Source organism: Rhizobium sp. SG2393 (assembly GCF_042610495.1).
GTDB lineage: Bacteria > Pseudomonadota > Alphaproteobacteria > Rhizobiales > Rhizobiaceae > RU20A.
Genome location: NZ_JBHGAP010000011.1, coordinates 114,111 through 137,406 on the forward strand (window position 1 = coordinate 114,111; position 23,296 = coordinate 137,406).

Here is a 23,296-nt window from a genome sequence, read left to right on the forward strand (position 1 = left end):
CGGATGAAGCAAGAATTCTGGAGCGGCAAACGTGTGCTGCTGACCGGCCACACCGGCTTCAAGGGCAGCTGGCTCAAGCTGTGGCTGGAAGAGCTGGGCGCCGAAGTCCACGGCCTGGCACTGGCGCCGCGCACCGACCCTGCGCTGCACAGCCTGCTCGGCAACGGCCTTGAAGGCGAGGATATCATCGACATCCGTGACCGGATCGCCGTCACCAACCGCGTCGTCTCGGTCAAGCCCGACATCGTCTTCCACCTCGCGGCCCAGGCGCTGGTGCGCGCGTCCTACCGCGACCCGGTCGGAACCTATGAGGTCAATGTCAGCGGCACGGTGAACCTTCTCGATGCGTTGCGCCTGCTGCCCGACCTCAAGGCCGTGGTGGTGGTGACGACCGACAAGGTCTACCACAACCCCGAGTCCGGGCTCGCCTTCATGGAAGGCGATCCGCTCGGCGGCCATGATCCCTACAGTGCCAGCAAGGCAGCGGCGGAAATCGTCGCGGCCAGCTACCGCACATCGTTCTTCTCCGGCCGCAGCGTCGGCATTGCCACGGCCCGTGCCGGCAATGTCATTGGCGGGGGTGACTGGGCGGAAGATCGCCTGATCCCCGACGCCGTGCGCGCCTGGACACGCGGCGAGGTGCTGCAGGTGCGCCGCCCGCGCGCCGTGCGCCCCTGGCAGCATGTCCTTGAACCGCTGGGCGGCTATATCGATCTCGCCGAACGCCTGTCGGGAGCGCCGGGCGCAGCCGAAAGCTACAATTTCGGCCCCGACCATGCCGAATCCGCCTCCGTCGGCGCCGTCCTCAAGGTTGCCCGCAAGCATTTCGGCAGCGGCGAGATGGCGCTTGGCGACGGGACCGATGGCCCGCACGAGGCTGGCTATCTCGTCCTCGACTCCTCGCGCGCCAAGTCCGACCTTGGCTACCATCCTCGCTGGGGCCTCAGCGAAACGATTGCCCGAACCATGCAGTGGTACAAGGCGCTTGAGGCCGGCACCGATGCGCGGGATCTCTGCCTCGCCGACATCAGGGACTTCGCGACCGGCGCGCGCGCCGTGGCCCCGGCCCGGATGTTCGCCAGGGCCGGCTAATGTCCGGACGCTTCACCCCGCTCGAAACGCCGATCGCCGGGCTCCAGCTTCTGGAGCGCCGGCGCATCGGTGACGACCGCGGGTTCTTCTCGCGCGTCTTCTGCGTGGAAGATCTGGCGCCCTTCGGCTGGGATGGGCCGGCGGTGCAGATCAATGAAAGCCTGACCCGCATTCAGGGCACCGTGCGCGGCCTGCACTACCAGAACCCGCCCTTTGCCGAGCAGAAGCTTGTCACCTGCGTGGCCGGCCGCGTGCTGGATGTCGCCGTCGATATCCGCCGCGGCTCACCGACCTTTCTCAAAAGCTTCGCGACCGAGCTGAGCGCCGAGAATGGCCGCTCGCTGCTCGTGCCCCGCGGCTTTGCCCACGGCTTCCAGGCGCTCTCGCCGGACGCGCATCTCGTCTACGCCGTCTCCGCAGCCTACGCGGCCGACGCAGAAGCCGCGCTGCACTGCCTTGATCCTGCCATCGGCATCGCCTGGCCGTTGCCGGTCGTCAATCTCTCCCCGCGTGACAGCGGCCATGCCTTCATCACGGGGAGCTTCGAGGGCGTGGCGCTGTGACCAAGCTGTCGCGCCCGACTTTCCCTCAATGCCTTTTGCAGAGCGCCAGGGGGGCGCGCTGCCTTCGCCGCAGCCCGAAAGGGGTAGCATCATGGACCTGAAACAGCCCAGCAATGACAATGCCTTCATCTTCCAGCGCCTCGGCTGGGAGGTGGAAGCCAAGCCTGCGATCATGACGGCAACGACGCCGGCCCTGACCGACGACACCAACGCGCCCGCCGCCCCGACCATCGAGATCACCGGGGTTGCCAAGACGACAAAGGTCGATCCGGCCAAATAGACCGTCTCAGGCAAGCCAGCCTGAACCGGAGAGAGGATGAGCGCCTGCCGCCGCGCGAACGGCTGCGGGAACGAAGCTGCTTGTCCGATCAGGCGACGCGAACGATCTGCAACTGCCGGTCATCGGTCGGCAGCATGGCGACGCCGCGATAATCGGCGATCTTCGGACCCTGAGTCTCGACATGGGCGCGGTGCGCGCCGGTGATCAGCATCACATCGGCACCGGCGCTGAGGCCTGCCTGCATGCCGGCCGGGGCATCCTCGAAAACGAGGCAGTCGGACGCCGAAAAGCCGAGCCGCTCGGCGCCGAGCTGGAAGCAATCGGGATTGGGCTTGCCGCGTGCCACATCCGACGCGCCGATGATGACCTTCGGCAAGGGCAAGCCGGCGGCCTCGACACGACGCTTCGCAAGCGGCATTTCCGCCGAGGTCACGATCGCCCAGCGGTCCGAGGGCAGCGAGGAGAGGAAGTCGACCGCACCGGGCAGCGCCGTGATCCCTTCCATGTCCTCCATTTCCTCCTCGAACATCTGCCGGGCGACGGCTTCGCAGTCGGTGCCCTCCGGCGCAAAGCGGCGGATATTGTCGATCGCCCGGACGCCGTGGATGACGGAGAGAACGTAGAGCGGATCATGCCCGTAGGTCACGGCGAGCTTCGACCAGATGCGTTCGACCACCGGCAGCGAGTCAAGGATCGTGCCGTCCATGTCGAAGAGATAGGCGGCATGCGGACGGGAGAAGAACGGGGTCATGGGAGGGCCTGGTCTGGTCGGGGCGGGAACGGAGTGGCCGGAGCCACCGGATTTGTCCTGTCCTTAAACATATTCCGGGCGCCCGTGAAAGTTATTTTCAAGATTTCCTGACGATTGCCAGCTGACCAATGCGGCTCTGCGCGTCGCAGCCGCACCAGGAGTTGTAGTCAGGGTTCGTGCGCCGCTCCGCCGTCCTCGCCGAGAATAGCCTTCTCGTGATCGATGGAATGCTGGATCAACTGGCGCCAGATAGCCTGGTAGAATTCCGGTTCCAGCCCGGCGGCAGCGGCATTGCGCCCTGCATTCGCCACGACTTCCTCCACCCGCTCGGGAATGTCGGCCTTCAGCCCCTGCGGTCCCTTGATCTCGGCAGCGCGACCAATGTAGCCCCAGCGCTCGGCAAAAAGCGCCATCAGTGCGCGGTCGATCCGGTCGATCTCCGCCCGGATATCTCCCATCGTGCGGCAGTCCTGAGCCGTCTTCGCCATGCGCATATCTCACTCTGTCCGACCGCAAAGCGGCCCCGGCATCACACATAGGGTGCCGCTCATCCGGCTTCCATCCGTCCCGAGGGCTCATAACAAGGCTCGCCCGCGATGAAAAGCCGGCGAAGCGCCGCGCATGCGACGCTCGTGCCAGCAAGCCTCGCGCAACCAGACCGCGCTAATGTACGGCAAACGGAGAAGATCATGACCGCCACGCCGACGCTCACAATCTGCGTTCCCTCGCGCAATCGTCAATATACGTTCAAGGAGACGATCCGCAGTCTGGTGATCAGCCCCCGAATGGACATCCAGTTCGTCTTCGCCGACAACTCCGACGATCCCGCGATCATGGATGCGTTCATGAAGGATATTCTGGGGGATCCCAGAGTGACCTATCTGCGCTCGGCGGAGCGGGTTTACCCGATGAACGAAAATTGGGAGCGGTGCATCGACGCCGCGACGGGGGACTTCATTTGCGTCATCGGTGACGACGATTACGTCGATCCGGATGTCGCAGATGTCCTGGCAGACCTTTGCGCCAACGAGAAAGACGTGGACGTCTTCGTCTGGAACCGTCTGGCTTATAACTGGCCAGACAACAGGGACATTGCCCGGCAGGTCGCCGTACCACTGCTGACGTCAGTGGCAGAGGTTCGTCGCGAGCACCTTTTCGAGGAATTTTTCTCCTGGAAGGTGCATGGCGCCACACCCCAGTGCCCCTTCTCGATCTATCACGGCGCTGTATCGCGCCGGGTCATGCAAGCCAACAAGGCACGGTTTGGCGGCAAGCACTTTGGCCACCTGACGGTGGATTTCGAAACAAGCTGCAAGCTGCTTGTCAACGCCAAGCGCTTCTTCCACTGCCAGCGTGCCTTTTCAGTGCTCGGGGCCTGCTTCGCCAGCAATTCCGGCACTGTGGGAAAGCCAGATGAAGCAAAGCGGCGCTATGCGGCGATCATGGCCGAACTGGGCCGCAACCCGGCCGACGACCGCTACATGATAGACTTTCCCTTCCATGGCGCTCTTGGCGTTGCCGCTGCTGTGGCGCAGGTTCAGGAATGGTTCTGCGTGACTTTCGGCGTCCAAAGGCCACATGGATGGGAAGAGAATTTTGCCAAGGCCTGCGCGATCGATTGTGGTCGAGCCTCTAGCGAGTCTGCCTATAATATGATGGTGGACGCTTATAGGGAGGCCTTCAGGAAGTGGAGGGGCGGCCTCTACATGAAGTTCTTCAAGCCGAAATATAAGCCGCATAGTAAGAATGGCCATTTCTTAGGTATCAACGCTGGCTATCTCTACGTGGAGGAAACGATCGGTGGCGTGACGACGCCCGCGGATCTTTACCACCTGACATCCCAGGTGATGGTCCCCGTGTCAGAGATCACCTATGGCAAGACAAAGAGACAGGTCGCATGAAGTCTCACACGCAGGCAGAAATCGTGAGCAATGAAGACGTGCAGGAGGGCCAGAAGCTCGTCTCGATTTGCGTGCCTTCGAGAAATCGCCAGAAGTATTTTCAGCAAACGATACTGGATCTGATCGAGAATCCTCGAGATGACGTTGAGTTCATTTTTGCCGACAACTCGACCGATCCAGATATAATGAACGATTTTATGAGGGATAAGGTATCGGACCCTCGTGTCAAATACCTGCCATCGCGCGAAAAAGTGCTCGCGATGAATGACAACTGGGAGAGATGCATCGAAGCATCGACGGGAACCTGGGTTGTCTTTATCGGTGATGACGACTTTATAGATCTATCGGTCGCAGACCTCATCACTCTCATCACAAAGAATAGAGGTCCATTCGATGTGGTGGCGTGGGATCGTGTCAATTACGACTGGCCCCAAAAGCGAGACGGTGTGAAGAACATCCGCGTCTCACTCCTGGACAAAGTCGGTGAAGTGGACCGAGATCACCTCGTCACGTCAAATTTCCTCTGGAGCAACGCAATCGTTGTCCCATTCGCCCCCTTCTGCTTCTACCATGGCGCCGTTCGCCGCAGTCTTCTGAGAAAGATAAAGAAGAAATTCGGCGGAAGATATTGCGAGCACTATACGGTCGATTTTGAAAATGCCTGCAAAACCGTTCTCGTTGGACGGCGGTTCTTTTACTCTCAAAGGCCGTTCTCGGTTCTGGGGTCCTGTCCGGAGAGCAACTCCGCCAGTATCGGCACCGTTGAGCAGGTGCAAAGCCGGATCGCTGACGCCATCCGCGACATCGGTCGGGATTTCGACAGCGATCCGCATATGGCAGACTTCCCTTTCCCAAGCGCGCTCGGGGTCACCGCCGCAGTGGGCCAGGTTCAGCATTGGTTCAAGACAAAGTACAAGTTGAAGTTCGACGGGTGGGAAAAGAATTTTGCTAGGGCCTGCAGCGATTGTTGCCGGATGTCCAGGTCAGAGGAAGTTTACGAAATTTACTATGCCGGCTACCGGGAGGCATTCTCCACCTGGAAGGGAGGCGCATTTCTGAAGTATTTTGACCCAGAGATGCCCGATTATACGCCTGGAGAGAAGAAAATATTTACTGGATTGCGGGATTACGAAATATTCATATCTGATGATCTCAGGAATTTCGATACGCCAAGAGGCATGTACGATCTGATCAATCAGTTTTTATCGCCGATCGATCAGCTTTCCCTTGTCGCGCCGGTTGAGCGCCTTGCGATGGTGTTCACCGATAAGCGCGTCTAGAGCACGTCCAGCAAAAATGCGTTAGCGGTTTTGCGGCCGGACTGCGTAAAAACAAACAGATTGAGCATTTCAGATGCTCCCGTTTTCACCGGAAATACTCCAGGTGTCGTTGCCGTCGCGGCGGGATCACCTTTGTACCGCGCAAGGCGACGTCATCGACGATCCCGCATCTTCGGCCGGACCTTGATTGCCCTGCCATCGAGCCACGCAAAAAAGATCGGGCGTATGACCGGTCATCCAGCGATCACCGGACAGACGCCATTGCAGGGCGGAATTTTACAAAGGACTCAAGACGTAAGGTCGGCTGGGGTTGCCTTACGGCATGATGTTCCCCAGGGCCCGCTTGCGGTCATCCCGCAAGCGCGGCTGAAGAAGCGTCCTGGCTTGGTGGCAAGGCCAGGGTGAGCGCGCCCGAATAGTCGACATTGTAACGCTCGGCGAGCTCGCGCCAGTAACTGTCCCGCGCAAAAATCTCCAAAGCCTTGGCCGCGTGGTGAGTCGCGAGCGTCCTGTCGCCCTTTGCGGCGTAGCAACGCGCGAGGTAGAGCTGACCGAAGGCATGATCCGGATATTTGTCGCAGACGTTCTTCATGTAGTGAATTGCGACATCGTAGCGGCCGATACGCATATTGTAGTTTTCGATGAAGTTGACGCGCAACTGCGTCTCGTAAGCATATGCCTCGAGCTTCTTCGGATCCTGGCCAGGCACATTGATCACGGTCTTCGTGGCGACGAAATCGTCACTGTCGCTCGACTGGATATACCCGTTCTCGACGCAGATCTCGTAGAGCCGGCTTCCGAAAATCGGAATTGCCAGATAGACGTGGATCCAGTCGAAGCCGTTGTCGAGCAGCATTTCGAGTGTTTCCTGCCGGTGATCGTCTTCCTCTCCGGGAAGACCGGCGACGATGAAGACGTGGCTCCGTACCTCAAATTTCCGCAGGGCTTCGACAGCCGGCCGGATGAGTTTTTTCTTCAGCGGTTTCTTGATGATGTTGTTGAGGACGTGGTCGGAGCCCGACTCGACGGCCAGGGCGACCGCTGAGACCCCGGCCTTGGAAAAGAGCTCGGCGACCTCTTCATCGATCGCATAGACCGCCACCCCGTTGGGAAATTCCAGACGAACATCGAGTTCCGCGAGTGCCGCCAGCAGTCTCTTGGCGCGATCCCTGTCGTGGAAGAAGTGATCGTCCTCGACCATGAGCACGGTCATGCCGAATGCATCGCGCATTCGCCTGACATCTTCCACCACGCGCTCGATGGACATGAAGCGAACGGTACGACCATGCAGGGATGGGTTCGAGCAGAAGACACACAGGAACGGGCAGCCACGCGACGTGTGGATCGCCATTTCGCGGCGCTGTTCGTTGGCGTATCGCTTGTCGATGCTTCGGCTGTTGTAGTTGTTCAGGTCCAGGATTTCGTAGTTCAACTGGGGAATTTCATCGAGATTGTCGATGAAGTCGTGTGCGGGCACCTTGCCGCGAGCAACGCCTTCGCGCGTGATCCAGGATTTGTGATCGGACAGGACGGTTGCGCGGTCGCTGGCATCGATCAGCGCCTTTAGAGGCAGCTCACCCTCGCCCTTGCAGATCGCGTCCAGATCGGGGCATCGATCGAGCATCATCCCGTAGGCGGCTGACGGCAAGCCACCGCCGGCGATCGTCAGGATGGATTTGTCGAATCTCTTGACGGTCGCGACCAGCGACTGGATGTAGCGAAACGACGTGTTGAACAGGGCGGACACGCCGACAATGTCCGGGCCGAAAGTCTCCAGGATCCCGTGGAGTTCCTCCGCGAAGATCTGCTCGTGGTCGTCGGCTCGCCCTTCTTCGACCAACGTCTTCAGGGTGACGTTGAGGTCGACCACCTGAATGTCCACCGGCGTCTCGCAGTTGGTCTTCAGGTACGTTTCCATCGACAAGATGCCGTAGGGAATCGTAAACGCCGGAAGCACCGCATTCCGCACCTTTCCGATATAGTCGGATGCGTTGAAATAGGGTGGTACGACAAAAAGCAGTTTCGTCATCTGCAACTCCGTTGAAGACCTGACGTCATCGTCGTCGGATAGACACAGAACGTCCTGTCATCCCGTCGATCTCGACAGTCGTCGCGCACGCCGGCGGGATGCGTGCGATGTGTCGAACATGAAAACAAGTTTAAATGGCAGAGCTTGTACCAAGCTTTCTCGTGAACTGCCCCGAGTGCTTCGTGGACCGACCAATCCATGCGAGCGCGCACCCTGCCGTCGGACCACCGATCGCGGCTGTGTCAAAGAACACGCGCTGACCCCGAGAAGCCGGTCCCCTTCCGCCATCCCGCTCAGACCCGCCTAAGAAACCCATCCGGCGAGGCCGTGATCGCGATCTTGTGTTCGATCGTATGGTCGTAGTCGAACGCGAGCTTTTCGCCGTCTGCCGCCATGCGGCCTTCGTCCGAAAGGCGTTTCATGTATTCCCAGACGGCGGTCTTGGGATTGTCGCCCTTGCCCCAGGGGCGATTCGAGCACATCTCGTTCGGCAGATCCTCGACGCCGGTATCCCAGACCACGCAGTAGGAGCCCTTGGTCGTTAGGGGTGCATAGGCCTCCAGTTCGGCCAGCACATGTTCATGCGTGTGGTTGGAGTCCAGAAACAGCATGATCCGGTCATAGCCCTTGGCGATGGCCTTCACCTCATCCACGATCTCCGGCGCGACGGAAGAGCCCTGCAACAGCGTGATCTTGTGAGCAAGCGGGTGGCTCTCGATGCCGACGCGGTTGTGGGCGCGGATGTCGATGTCGATGCCGACCACCTTCCGGCGGCTGGCGCGCGGATCAAGCGTCGTGCCGGCAGCGGCCGCATCGCAGTAGTCGAGCATGGCGAGCATCGAGGCACTCATGATCAGTGAGCCGCCATGGGCAATGCCCGTTTCGATCACGAGATCGGGCCGGCAGCTCCAGATCAGTTCCTGGATGGCATAGGTATCCTGCGGCACCTGGATGATGGGACGTCCAAGCCAGGTGAAGTTCTGCGCATATTCGTGGCGGATCGACTCCCGCACCCAGATGTTGGAAAGCCCGAGAAAATCGCGGTCCTCGCCGATGCCCTTGATGTTGCGCGCGACGCGCTTGCGGAAATCCTCGACGGGATCCATGGCAGTTCCTTTCACGTTCGGGGTCAGTCGACCCAGCAATAGAGCACGGTTTCCATCAGTTGCGGAGAATGGTGGCGAAGCGCCAGGCGGTACTCCGGCACCAGCGATCGGATATAGCCCGCAAGAGCCGGAATATCGGACGGGTAGTGGTAGACGCAGATGGCGAGCTTCGGCCGATGGCTCCGGATCGTCTCGGCGGCGCCTTCCAGCAGCGCCATTTCCATGCCCTCGACATCCGCCTTGAGGAAGGTGATGCGCTCGCCGTGCAAATACGCATCCAGGCTGACGATGGAGACATCGGTGTCGCCCCCATGCCCGGCATCGGAGAGGGAAAGAGACTGCAAAAGCCCGCTGGCACTGCCCGCAGCCGTGACGAAGCTGCGGTTGCCAAGGCCGCTTGAGATCAGTTTGATCTGCTCTTCGCCGAGGGCCCATTCGCGCGTCAGCCGGTCGCAACGGGACGAGAGGGCTGCAAACTGGCGGGCGCCCGGCTCGAAGCCGTGGATGCGGTCAAAGACGCCGGCATTGGCCCAGATGAAGCGCTCGATACTGTCGCCCACATAGGCGCCGGCATCGACATAGACCTCGCGCGCCGCGCCCGCAAAGGCCGGCAGGCAGAAATACTGGTCGCGCTCGACCACGAGGTGACACGGCCGCGCCTCGCCGGAGAGCATGGCCAGAAGAACCGCGCGCAGCGTCTCGCGTGAACGATCGTCGTCCAGAAGATTGTGGATCTCGACGAAATCCGCGAGATGGGTGGCCGCATACCAGGCATCGAGCGACGCATGGGCGACGCCGGTCCCCTCGAGCACGCGCGAGACCTGCGGCACGGCATGGCGTGCCGTGATGAAGATGAAGTCGGCCGTCTCGGCTGTGATCGCCGCCGGACTGCTGACCGGGATACCGTGAAACAATGTCCCGTGCCGGGCCGTGTTGCCGTCATAGCAGGCGACCGGCTCGATACCGCGAGCGCGCAGGAAGTCCACGGCCCAACTGCCTAGAAAGCCGGTGCCATAGAGCGCGATGCGCCGGTCGGCCGAAAGAAGGTCGGGACGGATCGGCTCAAGGATCTGGACGGCGCGATCCGTCAGAGCGGCGATATCCGGAATGCTCATGCACGGGCCTCCCGCGGCAGCGCATAGACCACGGCCCCTGTCCCGCACCAGCCATGCAGCCGGAACAGGAAGCGATAGTCCTCAAGCGCGGTCATCATCAGCCGGGCGGTGCGGTAAAGCCCGTCCGCATCGTGGTAGACGGTTGCCGCGATGATCGGGCGGTGGTGGCGGATGGTGGCGAGGCCGCCGAGCAGGGCGTCGTGCTCTGCGCCTTCCAGATGCAGCTTGAGAAAACCGGGGGCGGGGTCGAGATCGGCGCAGAGTGCGTCGATCGTCGTGGTCATGAGGCTCTCGCTGCCGGTCTCCGACAGCTGCGACGCATAGCCGAGGCCGGTGTGAAAGTGCCGCTGCCGCGCGATGGCATCCACGGCGGCATCCTTGATCCGGATGCGCGCTGCGATCCCGGCAGGAAGGCGCGATGCGTAGGTTTCAAGCGCAGCGCGGTTCGTGGCATCAGGCTCGACGGCGAGGATGCCGCCGAAGGCTGGTGGCATCTCAACGGTGCCGGCCCCGATCGCGGCAAGATAGGCTTCGACCACGCTGCCATGATGGGCGCCGAGATCCACGAAAGTCTTCGCGGGATCAAGAGCGGCGCGCACGTCGGGGATGAAGAAGCGCGCGCAGGATGGCATCGGCGCGCCCGCGAAGTTCCATTCCGCCCGGAGCCGCCGCCAGGCGATGAATTGCAGGTGATGGGCGCGCGAGATGTCGTCATCCCAGCCATCCAGGGCATCACCCATCGCGTCGAGATCAGCGCTGTCGAAGGCCCCTGCGAACCAGCCGTTCGACAGGGGATGGCGGTGGCGAAAGCTTTCGGCGAGATCGTAGAAAGGCACCACCCGGCGCCAGCCATCCGCCATCAGCTGCGCTTCCAGCGGCACGAAGGGCACGGTGGAGATGCTGACGGCGAGCAGGGCCTCGGCCTTGATCGTGGCAGGCACGGCCTCGGGGGTCATCAGGGTGACGCCTGCCCAGGCGGGGTCGTCCTTCAGCAAATCGGCGTTGCGATCGACGACCAGTGCAAAATCGAGCCCGACGACACGCAGGTGATCCCGGGCGAGCCGCCCGAGGTTGCCGGCCCCGTAGAGCACCACCGGACGATCGGCTGCCTCGGCCGCGAAGGCCGGCGCTTCCGCAGCAATGTCGTTGAGAAGGAGACGGGCTGAGGCGGCATCGGGCAGCTGGGAGAAATGTCGTTCCGCATGCGCCCGGGTCGCCCCGCGCGCTTCGGCCGGAGCGGACGGCTGTTTGTCGTGTGGCAGGGCGCTGATGGCGGCGGCGCGTGTCATCTCGGTTCCGTCTGCGCCCGCGGGTCGGAAAAAGGGGCGGCGCGCCCTTGTCTCGGCTCGACCCGCCGCAGCGACGCGACAGGCGGAAAACCATGTGACACGGCATCGACACGTGCCTAGGCTCGCGCTCATCGATACCTGAACCGATTCGCGATCCGCCCATGCGCGCCACGTCTTGCCCACCTAATCGCCCCGAGCTTTCCCGGACCTTGTCATGACACACGTTCTCGTCACCGGTGCCACCGGTTTCGTCGGCCGCCAGGTGGTCAAGGCGCTGCTGGCCGACGGTCACAGGGTTTCCGCCACGTGCCGCCCCGGCGCACAGCAGAAGCTGGGTCCGCTTGGCGAGAAGGTTTCGCTGGTCCCGTGCCCGGATCTCTTTCGCGCAAGCGAGGCGTGGTGGGCGGAGCAACTGGCGGGCGTCGATGCCGTCATCCATGCCGCCTGGTCTGTCGAGCCGGGCAAGTATCTGGATTCTCCGGAAAATCTCGCCTGCGTCGAGGGTTCGCTGCGCCTGGCGCGCGCGGCGGTGGCGGCCGGTGTCGGGCATGTCATCGGCGTCGGCACCTGCTTCGAATACCGCCTGCCGTCAGACCATCTGACGGTCGATGCCCCGCTTTTCCCCCAGACCCTGTACGCAGCGTCTAAACTGTCTGTTTACCATCTGCTGGAACACTATCTGTCGAAACAGGATACCCGCTTTTCCTGGTGTCGGCTTTTCTATCTCTTCGGGGAGGGCGAGCATCCGGCGCGGCTGGTGCCCTATGTCAGAGGCAGGCTCGCAGCCGGCGAGACGGCGAAACTTTCTGCCGGCACGCAGATCCGCGACTTCCTCGACGTCGCAAAAGCCGGGGCGATGATCGCCGACGTGGTGAAAACTGGTCAGCCTGGCGCAATCAACATCTGTTCAGGTCGGCCGACAACGATCCGTGCGCTCGTCGAAGGGATCGCCGACGAATATGGCAGGCGGGACCTGCTGGAATTCGGAACGGCGGCCATCCACCCCTCCGATCCTGCTGCCGTCGTTGGTGTCTGCAATGCCATCGCACCGGAACGCGTGCGGGAGACCTCTGATGAAAGCCCAGCTGAAGCCGCGCATCAATCTGGAAGACCGCACGGCGCTTGAAACGGTCATTCCCCTCGACACACCCTTCATCGTGTTCGTCGATCCTGCGAGCTCCTGTAATTTCAAGTGCACCTTCTGCCCCACCGGTCACCGTGACATGATCGCCGAGACTGGCCGTTATCAGGGCGCGATGAAGTACGACGTCTTCACGAAGGTGGTGGACGATCTCGGCGAATTCGGAAAGCCGATCAAGGTGCTGCGCCTCTACAAGGATGGCGAGCCCTTCGTCAACAAGCGCTTCGCCGACATGGTGCGTTACGCCAAGTCGAAGGACTACATCGAATATATCGACACCACGACCAACGGCACCTTCCTGACGCCCGACCGCATCGGTCCGGTGCTCGAAGCCGGCATCGACAAGATCAACATCTCGGTCGATGGCATGACGGTCGAGCAGTACATGCAGTTCACCGGCTTCAAGTTCGACTTCCCCACATTCATCGAGAATGTGAAGTGGATCTACGAGAACAAGGGTGACACCGAAATCTCCATCAAGATCCCCGGCGAGCTGATCACCGAAGACCAGAAGAAGGAGTTCTTCGACACGTTCGGCGATTACTGCGACCGCATCTTCATCGAGAATTTCGCCCCCTGCTGGCCGGAATTCGACATCGAGAAGCACACGGGCGTGAAGATCACCAAGGGCATCTACCAGCAGGATATCGGCGAGACCGACACCTGCCCCTACATCTTCTACGGCTATTCCGTGAATGCCGACGGCCTCGTCTCCTCCTGCTTCCTCGACTGGGGCCGCAAGCTGATCATCGGCGACGCGCGCACCCATTCGATGAGGGAGATCTGGAACTCCGACAAGATGAACGCGCTGCGCCTCCAGCATCTGGAAGGCCGCCGCTGCGAAAACCAGACCTGCGGCAATTGCGGCCAGCTGACCCACTGCCTGCCCGACAACATCGACGCACACCGTCCGATGCTGCTCGAAAAGTTCAAGCAGATCGTCAAGCCGGATCCGTCCGTGCGCGCTCCCGGCGGCACGCGCATTCCGTCCCCCATCGCGGCGGAATGAAGATCCTTCACATCGCTGCGCATCTCGGCGGCGGGGTCGGCAAGGCCCATGCCGAGATCACCGCCTGTGACCGCGGCGACATCCGCCGCCACTTCGCCCTTCTGGAAGAGCCCCGCGACCGACGCTTCGCCGATGCCATCATTGCCGCCGGCGCGACGATAGAGATCATCTCCGACCCCGCCAGGCTGGTCGTGCTTGCTGCCGACGCCGACATCGTGCAGGTGGAATGGTGGAACCACCCCCGCCTCTATGCGGCCCTGTGCGTCGCCGCACTCCCCCCCGCCCGCATCGTCTTCTGGTGCCATATCTCCGGCCTCTTCGCACCCTTCCTGCCGTCGGGGCTGAAGGCTGTCGGCAATGCTTTCGTCGCCACCTCGTCCTGTTCGCTGCCGGAAGGCGAGACGCCGCGCTGCAAGGCGATCGGTTCCGGTTTCGGCTTTGCCGTTGCGCCGGATGCGGAGCCGGCCGTGCAGCGCAATCCGCGCGCCGTCGGCTATCTCGGCACGGTCGACTTCGCCAAGATGCATCCCGGCATCTTTGACGCCATTGATGCAGCCGCGCCCGTTTCCGGGGCGTTCAGCGTGACATTCCATGGTGGCTTCACACCGGACAACGCCGTCGCCAGAGCGGCCGCCGCGATGCGCAATTCCGATCGCGTCCGGCTTGCCGGCCATGCCCCAGACCCACGTGCCGCGCTCGAGGGCCTTGGCATATTCCTTTATCTGCTGGACCCCTGCCATTACGGCACGGCAGAAAATGCGCTGGTGGAAGCCATGTCGCTCGGCATCGTTCCGATCGTGCTGGACAATCCCTGCGAACGGGCCATCGTCGAGCATGGTGTGACGGGCTTCGTGGAGCCGGATATTGCCGCTGCCGCACGTCGTCTGGCATGGGCCCTTGATCATCCGGATGCCCTTTCTGCCACTGGCCATGCGGCCATGCGGGCAATGGACAGGACGCGCCGCCCGGCCCATTCGGCCGATGCCTTTGCAAGGCTCTACGATCGGGTTCTGTGCGAGGCGCCCGGCCTGGTCGATTTTCCCGCCCTGCTCGGCAGTGGACCGGTCGAATGGTTCCTGTCGACCCAGGCGCCGCACCGCGATGGCTGGCCGACCTTGCTCGCCACAAAGCCATGGGCAAGCACCAGCACGGAGAGCAAGGGCAGCCTTTCACATTTTCGGGGCGTCTTCCCGGATGATCCGGACCTCGCCCGCCTGTAGTCCCGGAAAAAAAAGAAACCGCCACGGATCCTGCCCTATCCGCGGCGGTCTAGGCGAGAGACGAGCGCTTGCTCGTCTCAGGCTGCGGCAGTCACGCCGCCACAGATCAGGCCGACCGGCGCGAGCATTGCGCGCGCCACGCGGAAGAATTCCGTTGCCGTCTGGGCGCCGCCCAGAAAGCGTTCGACGAACAGCACGTTGTCCTTCAGGCCACGCCGCAGATCCAGCGGCTGCGGGCCGCGGAAATCCGGCCGGAACAAGTGCTCAAGAGCGCCGCCGTTGAACCGCTGCAACGATTCGAAATAGGCGTTGCCCTTCGCGATGAAGGCCTCGCGCTCCGTTTCGAGAATGCAGTCGATCATGCAGGCCCGCACAAAGGCATCGCCGACCTGCCAGGGACTGCCGAGTTCGCGAAGAACATGGAACTGCGTTTCGGCAACGGCCCCGGTGATGCCAAGGCCCGAATGGAAAAGGAAATACGTGTCGGCGGTCGGCATCACCGGCGTGTAGGGGCGCGCGTTGATCGCAGACAGGGGACGGTCGCAGAAGGCAAGGTTTTCGGCAAACAGCAGAACCTTTCCAGCCCACTCATATTGCGGAACGGGCGTCTGCCATTCATCCGTCGTCGGCAGCAAGAGAACGCCATCCAGGAGCGTGCGACGCACGGCGCTATGGTAGAGGCCGAACGGCATCTTCGGCACGTTGAGGCTGTTTTCCCAGTGGAAGAACGCCTTCAGCATATGGGTCTTGTCGAAGGTGTGGATCTGATAGTTGGCGGGGATCGCAATCGAACTCGTCTTGCCGGGGACCGCCGTCGGATCGATCTGGAACGCGTTCCAGCCCAGCGCATCGACGTTCGAGTGAAAGGAGTCGATATAGGAAACCATCTGGTGCAGATCGGGCTCGATGGCATCGCCGGGCCGGATGAGCGAGATCCATTCCCCTTCCGTGGCAGACAGCGTCGCGTGCCACAGCATGCGCCGATGCGCCGCCTCGGTGGACACGAGCTTGACCCGGCTGTCGCCCGCGGCGAGCTCCTGCAACGGGACGGGCATTTCGACGCCTGCCATCGCCCCGACGACCACTTCCAGGCTTGCTTTCGGATCGGCAATCAGCAGCGCGATGTCGCCGGTCGGATCCTCTCCGGCCTCGAGTGGAATGGCGATCGAAAGTGTGGGCATGTTGGCTCCATGGATCGCCAGCGGCTTCCCGGGCGATCGCCCGCATGCGCTCTGGCCGACAGTCGGACACCGGGCACGGCGCGTCGCAAGGTGGGGACGCGCCGGCGCCTCGGCATAGGGATGCCGCCTGCGGAAAGCGGCCTGCTATATGCACCAACCCGGCAATTCTCCGGATCCATGTGCGACACTCCCGCCTCATGCGGAAGGGAATATGGGCATGCCGGCGAAAAAGTCTGGTGTCGAAGGAGGGTGCGGTCCTGTCTTCGCCGCCATCCTTGTTCCACCGGCATGTGCTGACCTTCTATGAGAACAAGCTTGAGCGAAGCTGAAATGGCACGTGCCTGCTGCGTGCTTGCCGGTCTTGCGGCTGCATCGGCGGGGAAAGGTCGGCTTGCCTAAAATTGCACCCAACATCTTCAATGGCGGGCAACAGGATGCCGCTAGTGTCTTCCCGTGACCGGAGGAAGCGCCGTGGCCGCCAGGCGGCCAGCCAGCGTTCCGGCCCGGCCTTGCCTGTCGTCGCCATCCGGCGACATCGATGATCATGTCCCGACTGGCCGCCCGGCGCCCTGCGCCGAGCGGCCTCTTTTTTGCCGTCACCGTCAGTTGCCGGATACGGAAACACCCCGGAGGGGGATCCGGGGTGCTCAAGGCATGGCTCAGTGGGGGCCGGAGCCGATGCCGACGGACCGCCTGGAGTGAGCGGTCCGCTCCGTAAGGCGACGCGGCTTAGCGCGAGAGGCCCGGGTAGTAGTCGCCGTTTTCAACGGGGCTCTGCGGCGCAGCGCCACGCACCACCGAGCCGGTGGAAACGTTGTCGACGGAATTGCGCGATGCGCCGGCATAGTAGGTGCCGTCGCCGCCATTGTTGACGCGGGCGGCCGTACCGGCCGTCGATGCAGCGCGACCCTGGAAGAGCGGGGTGGCCGATGCGCCATTGTAGTATTCGCCCTCTGCAAAGGCGGAGGAGGCGGAGCCGAAGGCAACGGCAGCAACGAGAAGGGTTGCAAGGGTCTTGGTCATGGTCTTTTCCTTTTGTTGTGTGCGCCCGGTTTGAGGGCGCCTTGGCCGGTCGCGTGTCGTTCAGCACCGCGCCGGCAGGTGGCTCGGCCCGACGGCCGAAGAGAAGCAGCGACACACGTCACGCGCTGCTCCGGGAGTGGGTAGCTTCGCCCTGACGAGACGTCAGGACAGGCCGCTCAGCGCGACAGGCCGGGATAGTAATCGCCGTTCTCGACGGGCGACTGCGGAGCAGCACCCTTCACGATCGAGCCCGTCGAAACCGCATCGACAGCATTGCGCGACGCGCCGGCATAATAGGTGCCATCACCGCCATTGTTGACAGCGGCAGCCGTACCGGCTGTCGACGCCGCACGGCCCTGGAAGAGCGGCATGGAGGAGGCACCGTCATAATAGCTGCCGCCGGCAAAGGCGGAGGACGCGGAGCCGAGTGCAACAGCGGCAACGACGGCGAGGGAAGCGAGTGTCTTGGTCATGGTCATGGTCCTTGTGTGATAAGCGGCGCGAGGCGCAACGCTGGAGGGTTCAGTGGCGGATCGAATCGGGGTCGGGTCGACCGCGCGTTAGGGTGTGGACGGGTCGATGGCTGCAGAGGCAGCGGAAAGACCAGCGCCGGAAGAGGCCGAAGACGAGGCTCGCAATGTCAGCACGCTGCCCGTCTCCATGTCATCGGTGAGCATGGCCTGCGCGGCGGCGGACTGGTTGGCGCCGTTTCCGGCAATCGCGGTCCAGGCAGCGGCAAAGCCGCCCTCGTGCTGTTCCGCTGCTGCGGCCGAAAATGTCAGGGCAGTCAGAAAGGCGATGGACAACGAAGTCCCCATCGCGGACGCGAGCGTCCTCGTCATGGCAGTATTCCTTGGAAAGTTCGGGTTCAGTGAGCCGGGCCCCGCGGGGCCCGGCACGCCGGCGGCACAGTCGCCGGCCTGTTGGCCTGGCCGATTATTCGGCGTCGACGCCCTGGTAGTAGTCACCCTTGTTGACGGGTGCCTGCGGTGCCTTGCCCTTCACGATGGAGCCCGTGGCGACAGTATCGACGGGATCGCGCGAGACACCCTGATAGTAGGTGCCGTCGCCACCATTGTTGGCAGCCAGCGTTGCGCCGGAGCCGGCCTTGGCCTGGCCCTGGAAGATCGGCGTATCGGAAGCGCCCGAGTAATAGTCGCCACTTGCGAAGGCGGCGGATGCACCGGTGATGACCGAGGTGGTCAGGACGAGGGCGGCGAGAGCGGCATTGATGGTCTTGGACATGATCAAATCTCCATTATGTGGGGTTCAGGTGCGCCTTCGACGGCGCGTGCAATAAGGAACCCGGCGCGGACGCGAACGCCCTCGTCATTCCGGGAACCGGCTTGGATGGTGTTGAGGGGCCAGGCTCGCTGGGGGCCTGGCCCGGCTTCTGCGCGATTACTCGACGCTGACGCCCTGGTAATAGTCGCCCTTGTTGAAGACCGGCTGGATAGAGTTGCTCTTCTTGATCGAGCCGGTTGCCATGGTGTCGACGTGACCGTGGGCGACACCCTTGTAGTAGGCGCCGTCACCGCCTTCGATCCCGGCAAGACGGGCGCCGACCTTGGCGCCGGTGTCGGCCTGAGCCTGAGCCTTGACGATCGGGGTTTCGGAAACGCCCGGGTAGTAGTCGCCGCTTGCAAAGGCGGCGGATGCACCGGTGACGACCGAGGTGGTCAGAACGAGGGCGGCGAGAGCGGCATTGATAGTCTTGGACATGATAGAATCTCCATTGTTTCCGGTTCATTTGCTTGCGACCGGGGCGATCACGAAGGCGTCACGTGCCAGTCCTTCTGGCGGCGCCATTCGTCGGTCGGAGCGGCCGGGCCGAAGCCGGAGAACCATGCGTCTTACACCTTTGGGCGCATGATGGTCCGGACCGAAGGGGATGCACCGGCCGCCCTGTCTGCCCTCCTTGGGGGAGGCTGGCGGTCTGTCCTGAAATGCAGTCCTTCGTCTTTCGACACGTCGTACAAGAGTGTTTCGTGCTCTTGTGAGAATAGATATGGTCCCTCAATATGCGGGTGAGAAGTATGTATTGTTGGAAACCACTGTCAACAAATGTTGAACAGTGGAAAGCGCTCGAATCCCTTTTGGCCGATGCCTTAATCGGTGCGACGCGCAGCGTAGGGAACGCTGAACATAATAAAATTAGAGGATCCTGAATTATCAGGAAAACGTGGAGTTTGAGCGAACCATGCGGTTCGAATTGCGATCGGAAGAGGGGTGGGCGAAGCACGCGGCGCGCGCGTTAACGATTGCGGCAGGAGACTGAAATTGGGAAATTTCAAGATCTTCACGAAGGTGTGAACCGCTCGGTTCGATCTCAAAGTGCCGTTTTCGCCCTCGGATTTTGTGGCGAAAAAGTGGCGATCCATCGCTGTCGCTGCCACGTAGAATCGTCTGACGGAGCGCAGAGAGAATAGCTGGCGCCGGATTGCCCGGAGGTCCGGGAGAGAAAGAAGGACCATTCCCATGCCACGCGGCGTCGCCAGGCAGAACCTGCCGGAAAAGATCTGCCCGACCTGCGGGCGTCCCTTCGTCTGGCGCAAGAAATGGGAGCGCGACTGGGACAGCGTCACCTATTGTTCAGAGCGCTGCCGCCGGGAAAAGCGAAGCGCAACGGTGAGCGCTCCAGCGCCGTCGCCGCGCGCTCCGCGATGATTCCGAGCGGATTGCCGACCATTTTGCCGGCCTGGGAGACCAAAGCGGGCGAATCGCGCCCTCGCAGCGGCCTTTGAATTGACTTCCGCCACCGTGAATGGTTCTGTGCCGCGCCTGTGACGGCTGCTTTGCTGCGGCCGGCGAAGACGCGCGACCTTCAGCCGTGTCTCCCGACGAAACGACCAGTCTGCCGCCCCGCATACGCGCCGCGGCAGAGCAAGGATGCAACAACGTGAAGAGCCGCACGAGGCGAAGAGGGGACGTGAGCCCGGCGGAATACCGCCGGCGGCTTGGCCCCGTGCTTGCCATGGCCGTGGCCCTCTTCGCGCTGCAGTTCGCCGCCCTCTCCGGTTTCGATCCGTCTGCCGCCCGCGCGGCCCGTGCCTCCGGCTCCATCACGCCGGAAGGCGGCGAGACAGCGCTGGCACGACAGGTGCTGCGGGCGACCCTTGCCGCCGACGCCCATGCCCTTGGCGAGAGAGCCGACGGCAAGACGCTGTCCGGCGGCCCCTTGCCGTTTATCCTTCCCGATCTTCCTTCGCTGGGCCTGCCTCGTCTCGTCGACAGCGACCGCTGCGCAGGCACAATCTCCCTAGCCGGAGCTCCTTGCGCCAGCCATTACCGCGTTCGCGCGCCCCCGGCCGCCAAGGCCTGATCCCTTCGCGGGACAGACTGTCTGTCCTTTCATGATCCTGCAATCGCCCGCGCGTGGAGCACGCTCCGCCCGGGCCCAAGGTTTTATCCATGCGCACAAATCGCTGGGCCTTGCTGGCCTATATTCTGGTGACCCTGTTCGGGATCGCCGCCGCGCTGCCGAACGTTCTGCCTGCCTCCATGCAGCAGTCGATCGGTCGCTACCTTCCCGCATCCCAGGTCACGCTCGGCCTCGACCTTCGCGGCGGTTCGCACCTCGTTCTGGAAGTCGATGCCGCCGGCCTTCGAAAGGCGCGTCTCGACACGCTGATGGACGATGCCCGCCGTATCCTGCGCGAGCAGCGCCTGTCCGGCGCCACCGTGCGCCTTGCCGGCGACCAGGTGAACGTGCAACTGGCAACGCCGGAGGACCGCACCAACGTCCTGCCGCGTTTCCAGGAACTCGCAGCCCCCACGGGCGGCACGCTCGGCTTCGGCGGCGGCCAGTCCGACATCGCCATTGGCGGCGATGGCCAGACCATCACCATCGGCCTCACGGAAGCCGGTCTTGCCGACCGCATGACCAAGGCCGTCGAGCAGAGCCTTGAAATCATCCGCCAGCGCGTTGACCAGGTCGGCGTGGCCGAACCGCTCATCCAGCGCGTCGGCTCCGACCGCATTCTCGTGCAGCTGCCGGGCCTTCAGGACCCGACGCGCCTGCGCCAGCTTCTCGGCTCCACCGCGCAGATGAGCTTCCACATGGTGGATCCGGCCACCGATCCGAACACGACCACCCCGCCGCGCGGCGTGGACATCCTGCCCGGCCAGAATGACGGCCGCAAATATGCGGTCGAATCGCGCGTCGCGATTTCCGGCGAGCGTCTGGCCGATGCCAAGGCCGGTTTCGACCAGCGCACCAACGAGCCGATCGTCTCCTTCACCTTCGATAGCCTCGGCGCCCGCCAGTTCGCCGATATCACCCGCGACAATGTCGGCCGCCCCTTCGCCATCGTTCTTGACGGCAAGGTGCTGACCGCGCCCGTCATCCGCGAGCCGATCATCGGCGGCCAGGGCCAAATCAGCGGCAACTTCACGGCGCAGGAAGCCACGGTTCTTTCCGCCCTGCTGCGCTCCGGCGCGCTGCCGGCGCCGCTGACCATCATCGAGGAGCGTTCGGTCGGTCCCAACCTCGGTTCGGACTCGATTCAGATGGGTCTTTACACCGGTGCCGCCGGCCTTCTTGCCGTCGTCACCATGATGGTCGTGCTCTACGGCGCCTGGGGCTGGATCGCCAATTTCGGCCTCGTGCTGCACACCATCTTCACAATCGCAGTGCTTGGCCTTCTGGGCTCGACGCTGACGCTGCCCGGCATCGCCGGCATCATTCTCGGCATCGGCATGGCGGTGGATGCCAACATCCTCATCAATGCCCGTATCCGCGAAGAAACCGCTGCCGGCGCCGGCGCCATGAAGGCGCTCGACCTCGGCTTCAACAAGGCCTTCGCCACCATCGTCGATGGCAACGTGACGACGCTCGTCGGCACCATCCTGCTCTTCATGTTCGGCACGGGCCCGGTTCGCGGCTTCGCCATCACCATGATGATCGGCATCGTGATCTCGATGTTCACCTCGATCACCATCGTGCGCATGATGATGCATGAGGTCGTCGCCCGCCGGAAGATGAAGAAGATCGAGATCCACTCGCTCTTCGGCAAGGTGCCGCAGCTGCCGCAGTTCTCCTTCATGCGCGGCCGCTTCATCGCCATCGGCATGTCGGCTTTCCTGTCGATCTCCTCGGTCATCCTGTTCTTCACGCCGGGCCTCAACTACGGCATCGACTTCGTGGGCGGTATCCAGGTGGAGGCGACCTCGAAGCAGCCGATCGATCTTGCGCCGCTTCGCAAGGGGCTCGAGGAGCTGAACTACGGCGAAGTCGCGCTGCAGGAGTTTGGCCAGGGCACGTCGGTCCTGATCCGCGTGCAGCGCCAGCCGGGCGGTGAACAGGAGCAGACAACGGCACTGAACGCGATCCGCGATCGTGTGCAGCAGCTTGTGCCCGACGCCACCTTCGAGCGCACGGAAGTCGTGGGCCCGACCATCTCGACGGAACTGGCCCGCTCCGGCTTCCTCGCCGTCGGCCTCGCCATGCTCGCCATCCTGATCTACATCTGGTGGCGCTTCGAATGGCACTTCGCGATCGGGGCCATCGTCACGCTCATCCTGGACATTACCAAGATGATCGGCTTCTTCGCGCTGTTCCAGATCGACTTCAACCTGACGGCCATTGCCGCCCTGCTGACGCTGATCGGCTACTCCGTCAACGACAAGGTGGTCGTCTATGACCGCATGCGCGAGAACCTGCGCAAGTACAAGACCATGCCCTTCAGCCAGCTGATCGACATGTCGATCAACCAGGTGGTGATGCGGTGCATCTTCACCTCGGTCGCGGTCTTCCTGTCGCTGGTGCCCATGGCCATCTGGGGCGGTGATCCGGTCAAGCCCTTTGCCTGGCCCATGGTCTTCGGCGTCATCGTCGCCACGACCTCGTCGATCTACATCGGCGGACCGATTCTGCTCTTCCTCAGCCGCTGGTGGAAGGACCGCGAGGTGACCCGCACGGGCGAGGCAAAGGCGGAAGCCTGATTTCCGTCGCATTGATCGCAGACAAGGAGGGCCGCGGAATTTTCCGCGGCCCTCTTGATTTGGGGGTATGACCTTCCCAGTTATGGCCCGGATCGAAACAGGCCGTTTCTGATTTCGGTCGAATGGCAGGAAAAACGAAATTATTTTTCGTAAACCTGTCATGGTAGTTGAGTATAGAGATAGAAAATTCTATCTTGGCTTCATGGTTCCAAGCAGGAATCATGGCCTTCAAAGCGAGCTAGAGGAGAGTGGCATGTCCGGTTCCGCCTGCATCAACGCTATCCGCGGTTCGATCTCCCGTTGTCGTGTGACGGGCAAACGCGTGGTTGCATCGGCTTCCTGCCGAATGTGACCGAAAGATCTACGTTTCCGA

23 protein-coding genes are annotated in these 23,296 nt (G+C 62.6%); 11 read left to right on the forward strand and 12 right to left on the reverse strand.

The features are described from left to right. Positions 1-3: 3 nt before the first annotated feature. From rfbG to ACED18_RS18665, 3 genes are all read left to right on the forward strand, one after another. A complete protein-coding gene (gene rfbG, locus ACED18_RS18655; protein ID WP_377295077.1) occupies positions 4-1,092 on the forward strand; it encodes a CDP-glucose 4,6-dehydratase in 1,089 nt (362 codons plus the stop codon). Then, entirely contained in the window at positions 1,092-1,655 is a 564-nt protein-coding gene (locus ACED18_RS18660; protein WP_377295079.1) for a dTDP-4-dehydrorhamnose 3,5-epimerase family protein, read from the forward strand. The genes rfbG and ACED18_RS18660 overlap by 1 nt, the downstream gene beginning before the upstream one ends. Before the next feature lie 91 nt (positions 1,656-1,746). Continuing rightward, a complete protein-coding gene (locus ACED18_RS18665) occupies positions 1,747-1,935 on the forward strand; it encodes a hypothetical protein (protein WP_377295081.1) in 189 nt (62 codons plus the stop codon). Positions 1,936-2,023: 88 nt separating this feature from the next. Here ACED18_RS18665 and ACED18_RS18670 read toward each other — a convergent pair whose 3' ends face one another. Continuing rightward, positions 2,024-2,686, reverse strand: coding sequence for an HAD-IA family hydrolase (locus tag ACED18_RS18670; RefSeq protein ID WP_377295083.1), 663 nt, complete (start codon positions 2,684-2,686; stop codon positions 2,024-2,026). Between the two features lie 167 nt (positions 2,687-2,853). After that, the gene (locus ACED18_RS18675; RefSeq protein ID WP_377295085.1) at positions 2,854-3,174 is read right to left on the reverse strand and encodes a chorismate mutase family protein; all 321 of its coding nucleotides are present in this window, start codon (positions 3,172-3,174) and stop codon (positions 2,854-2,856) included. A 201-nt stretch (positions 3,175-3,375) separates the two neighbouring features. Between ACED18_RS18675 and ACED18_RS18680 the strand changes: the two genes are divergently transcribed. Then, on the forward strand, positions 3,376-4,587 hold the full coding sequence (locus tag ACED18_RS18680; RefSeq protein WP_377295087.1) for a glycosyltransferase family 2 protein: 1,212 nt from the start codon (positions 3,376-3,378) through the stop codon (positions 4,585-4,587). Further along, positions 4,584-5,867 (forward strand): glycosyltransferase family 2 protein, encoded by a 1,284-nt coding sequence (locus ACED18_RS18685; protein ID WP_377295089.1) that lies wholly within the window; start codon positions 4,584-4,586, stop codon positions 5,865-5,867. The genes ACED18_RS18680 and ACED18_RS18685 overlap by 4 nt, the downstream gene beginning before the upstream one ends. Before the next feature lie 349 nt (positions 5,868-6,216). On the opposite strand, the gene ACED18_RS18690 is transcribed toward ACED18_RS18685, so the two are convergent. From ACED18_RS18690 to ACED18_RS18705, 4 genes are all read right to left on the reverse strand, one after another. Next, entirely contained in the window at positions 6,217-7,896 is a 1,680-nt protein-coding gene (locus ACED18_RS18690; protein WP_377295091.1) for a radical SAM protein, read from the reverse strand. 293 nt (positions 7,897-8,189) lie between these two features. Beyond that, positions 8,190-9,002 (reverse strand): cephalosporin hydroxylase family protein, encoded by an 813-nt coding sequence (locus ACED18_RS18695; protein ID WP_377295093.1) that lies wholly within the window; start codon positions 9,000-9,002, stop codon positions 8,190-8,192. Between the two features lie 23 nt (positions 9,003-9,025). After that, on the reverse strand, positions 9,026-10,117 hold the full coding sequence (locus ACED18_RS18700) for an FkbM family methyltransferase (protein WP_377295095.1): 1,092 nt from the start codon (positions 10,115-10,117) through the stop codon (positions 9,026-9,028). After that, positions 10,114-11,406, reverse strand: a complete 1,293-nt coding sequence (locus ACED18_RS18705) for an FkbM family methyltransferase (protein ID WP_377295097.1) — start codon at positions 11,404-11,406, stop codon at positions 10,114-10,116. Before ACED18_RS18705 ends, ACED18_RS18700 begins: the two co-directional genes overlap by 4 nt. A 214-nt stretch (positions 11,407-11,620) precedes the next feature. On the opposite strand from ACED18_RS18705, the gene ACED18_RS18710 reads away from it, so the two are divergent. The 3 genes from ACED18_RS18710 to ACED18_RS18720 are packed head-to-tail and all read left to right on the forward strand — an operon-like array spanning position 11,621 to position 14,776. Next, on the forward strand, positions 11,621-12,532 hold the full coding sequence (locus ACED18_RS18710) for an NAD-dependent epimerase/dehydratase family protein (protein WP_377295099.1): 912 nt from the start codon (positions 11,621-11,623) through the stop codon (positions 12,530-12,532). Beyond that, positions 12,480-13,556, forward strand: coding sequence for a radical SAM protein (locus ACED18_RS18715; protein WP_377295101.1), 1,077 nt, complete (start codon positions 12,480-12,482; stop codon positions 13,554-13,556). Before ACED18_RS18710 ends, ACED18_RS18715 begins: the two co-directional genes overlap by 53 nt. Then, on the forward strand, positions 13,553-14,776 hold the full coding sequence (locus tag ACED18_RS18720; RefSeq protein WP_377295103.1) for a glycosyltransferase: 1,224 nt from the start codon (positions 13,553-13,555) through the stop codon (positions 14,774-14,776). The genes ACED18_RS18715 and ACED18_RS18720 overlap by 4 nt, the downstream gene beginning before the upstream one ends. A gap of 77 nt (positions 14,777-14,853) precedes the next feature. Here the strand turns inward: ACED18_RS18720 and ACED18_RS18725 are convergent, their stop codons facing one another. The 6 genes from ACED18_RS18725 to ACED18_RS18750 form a co-directional block, all read right to left on the reverse strand. Next, entirely contained in the window at positions 14,854-15,957 is a 1,104-nt protein-coding gene (locus ACED18_RS18725) for a hypothetical protein (RefSeq protein WP_377295105.1), read from the reverse strand. Positions 15,958-16,686: 729 nt separating this feature from the next. Beyond that, the gene (locus ACED18_RS18730) at positions 16,687-16,980 is read right to left on the reverse strand and encodes a hypothetical protein (RefSeq protein WP_377295107.1); all 294 of its coding nucleotides are present in this window, start codon (positions 16,978-16,980) and stop codon (positions 16,687-16,689) included. Between the two features lie 176 nt (positions 16,981-17,156). Continuing rightward, the gene (locus ACED18_RS18735) at positions 17,157-17,453 is read right to left on the reverse strand and encodes a hypothetical protein (protein WP_377295109.1); all 297 of its coding nucleotides are present in this window, start codon (positions 17,451-17,453) and stop codon (positions 17,157-17,159) included. A gap of 87 nt (positions 17,454-17,540) precedes the next feature. After that, positions 17,541-17,822: a hypothetical protein gene (locus tag ACED18_RS18740; RefSeq protein WP_377295111.1), complete on the reverse strand. Its 282-nt coding sequence runs from the start codon at positions 17,820-17,822 to the stop codon at positions 17,541-17,543. A gap of 94 nt (positions 17,823-17,916) precedes the next feature. After that, complete coding sequence (locus ACED18_RS18745) at positions 17,917-18,225, reverse strand: hypothetical protein (protein ID WP_377295113.1); 309 nt, start codon at positions 18,223-18,225, stop codon at positions 17,917-17,919. A gap of 156 nt (positions 18,226-18,381) precedes the next feature. Beyond that, positions 18,382-18,702, reverse strand: a complete 321-nt coding sequence (locus ACED18_RS18750) for a hypothetical protein (protein WP_377295115.1) — start codon at positions 18,700-18,702, stop codon at positions 18,382-18,384. Positions 18,703-19,458: 756 nt separating this feature from the next. Here ACED18_RS18750 and ACED18_RS18755 point away from each other — a divergent pair. From ACED18_RS18755 to secD, 3 genes are all read left to right on the forward strand, one after another. Then, positions 19,459-19,647, forward strand: a complete 189-nt coding sequence (locus ACED18_RS18755; protein WP_377295117.1) for a DUF2256 domain-containing protein — start codon at positions 19,459-19,461, stop codon at positions 19,645-19,647. A 262-nt stretch (positions 19,648-19,909) separates the two neighbouring features. Continuing rightward, positions 19,910-20,302, forward strand: coding sequence for a hypothetical protein (locus tag ACED18_RS18760; protein ID WP_377295119.1), 393 nt, complete (start codon positions 19,910-19,912; stop codon positions 20,300-20,302). An 89-nt stretch (positions 20,303-20,391) separates the two neighbouring features. After that, positions 20,392-22,923, forward strand: a complete 2,532-nt coding sequence (secD, locus tag ACED18_RS18765; RefSeq protein ID WP_377295121.1) for a protein translocase subunit SecD — start codon at positions 20,392-20,394, stop codon at positions 22,921-22,923. Positions 22,924-23,296 lie beyond the last annotated feature (373 nt).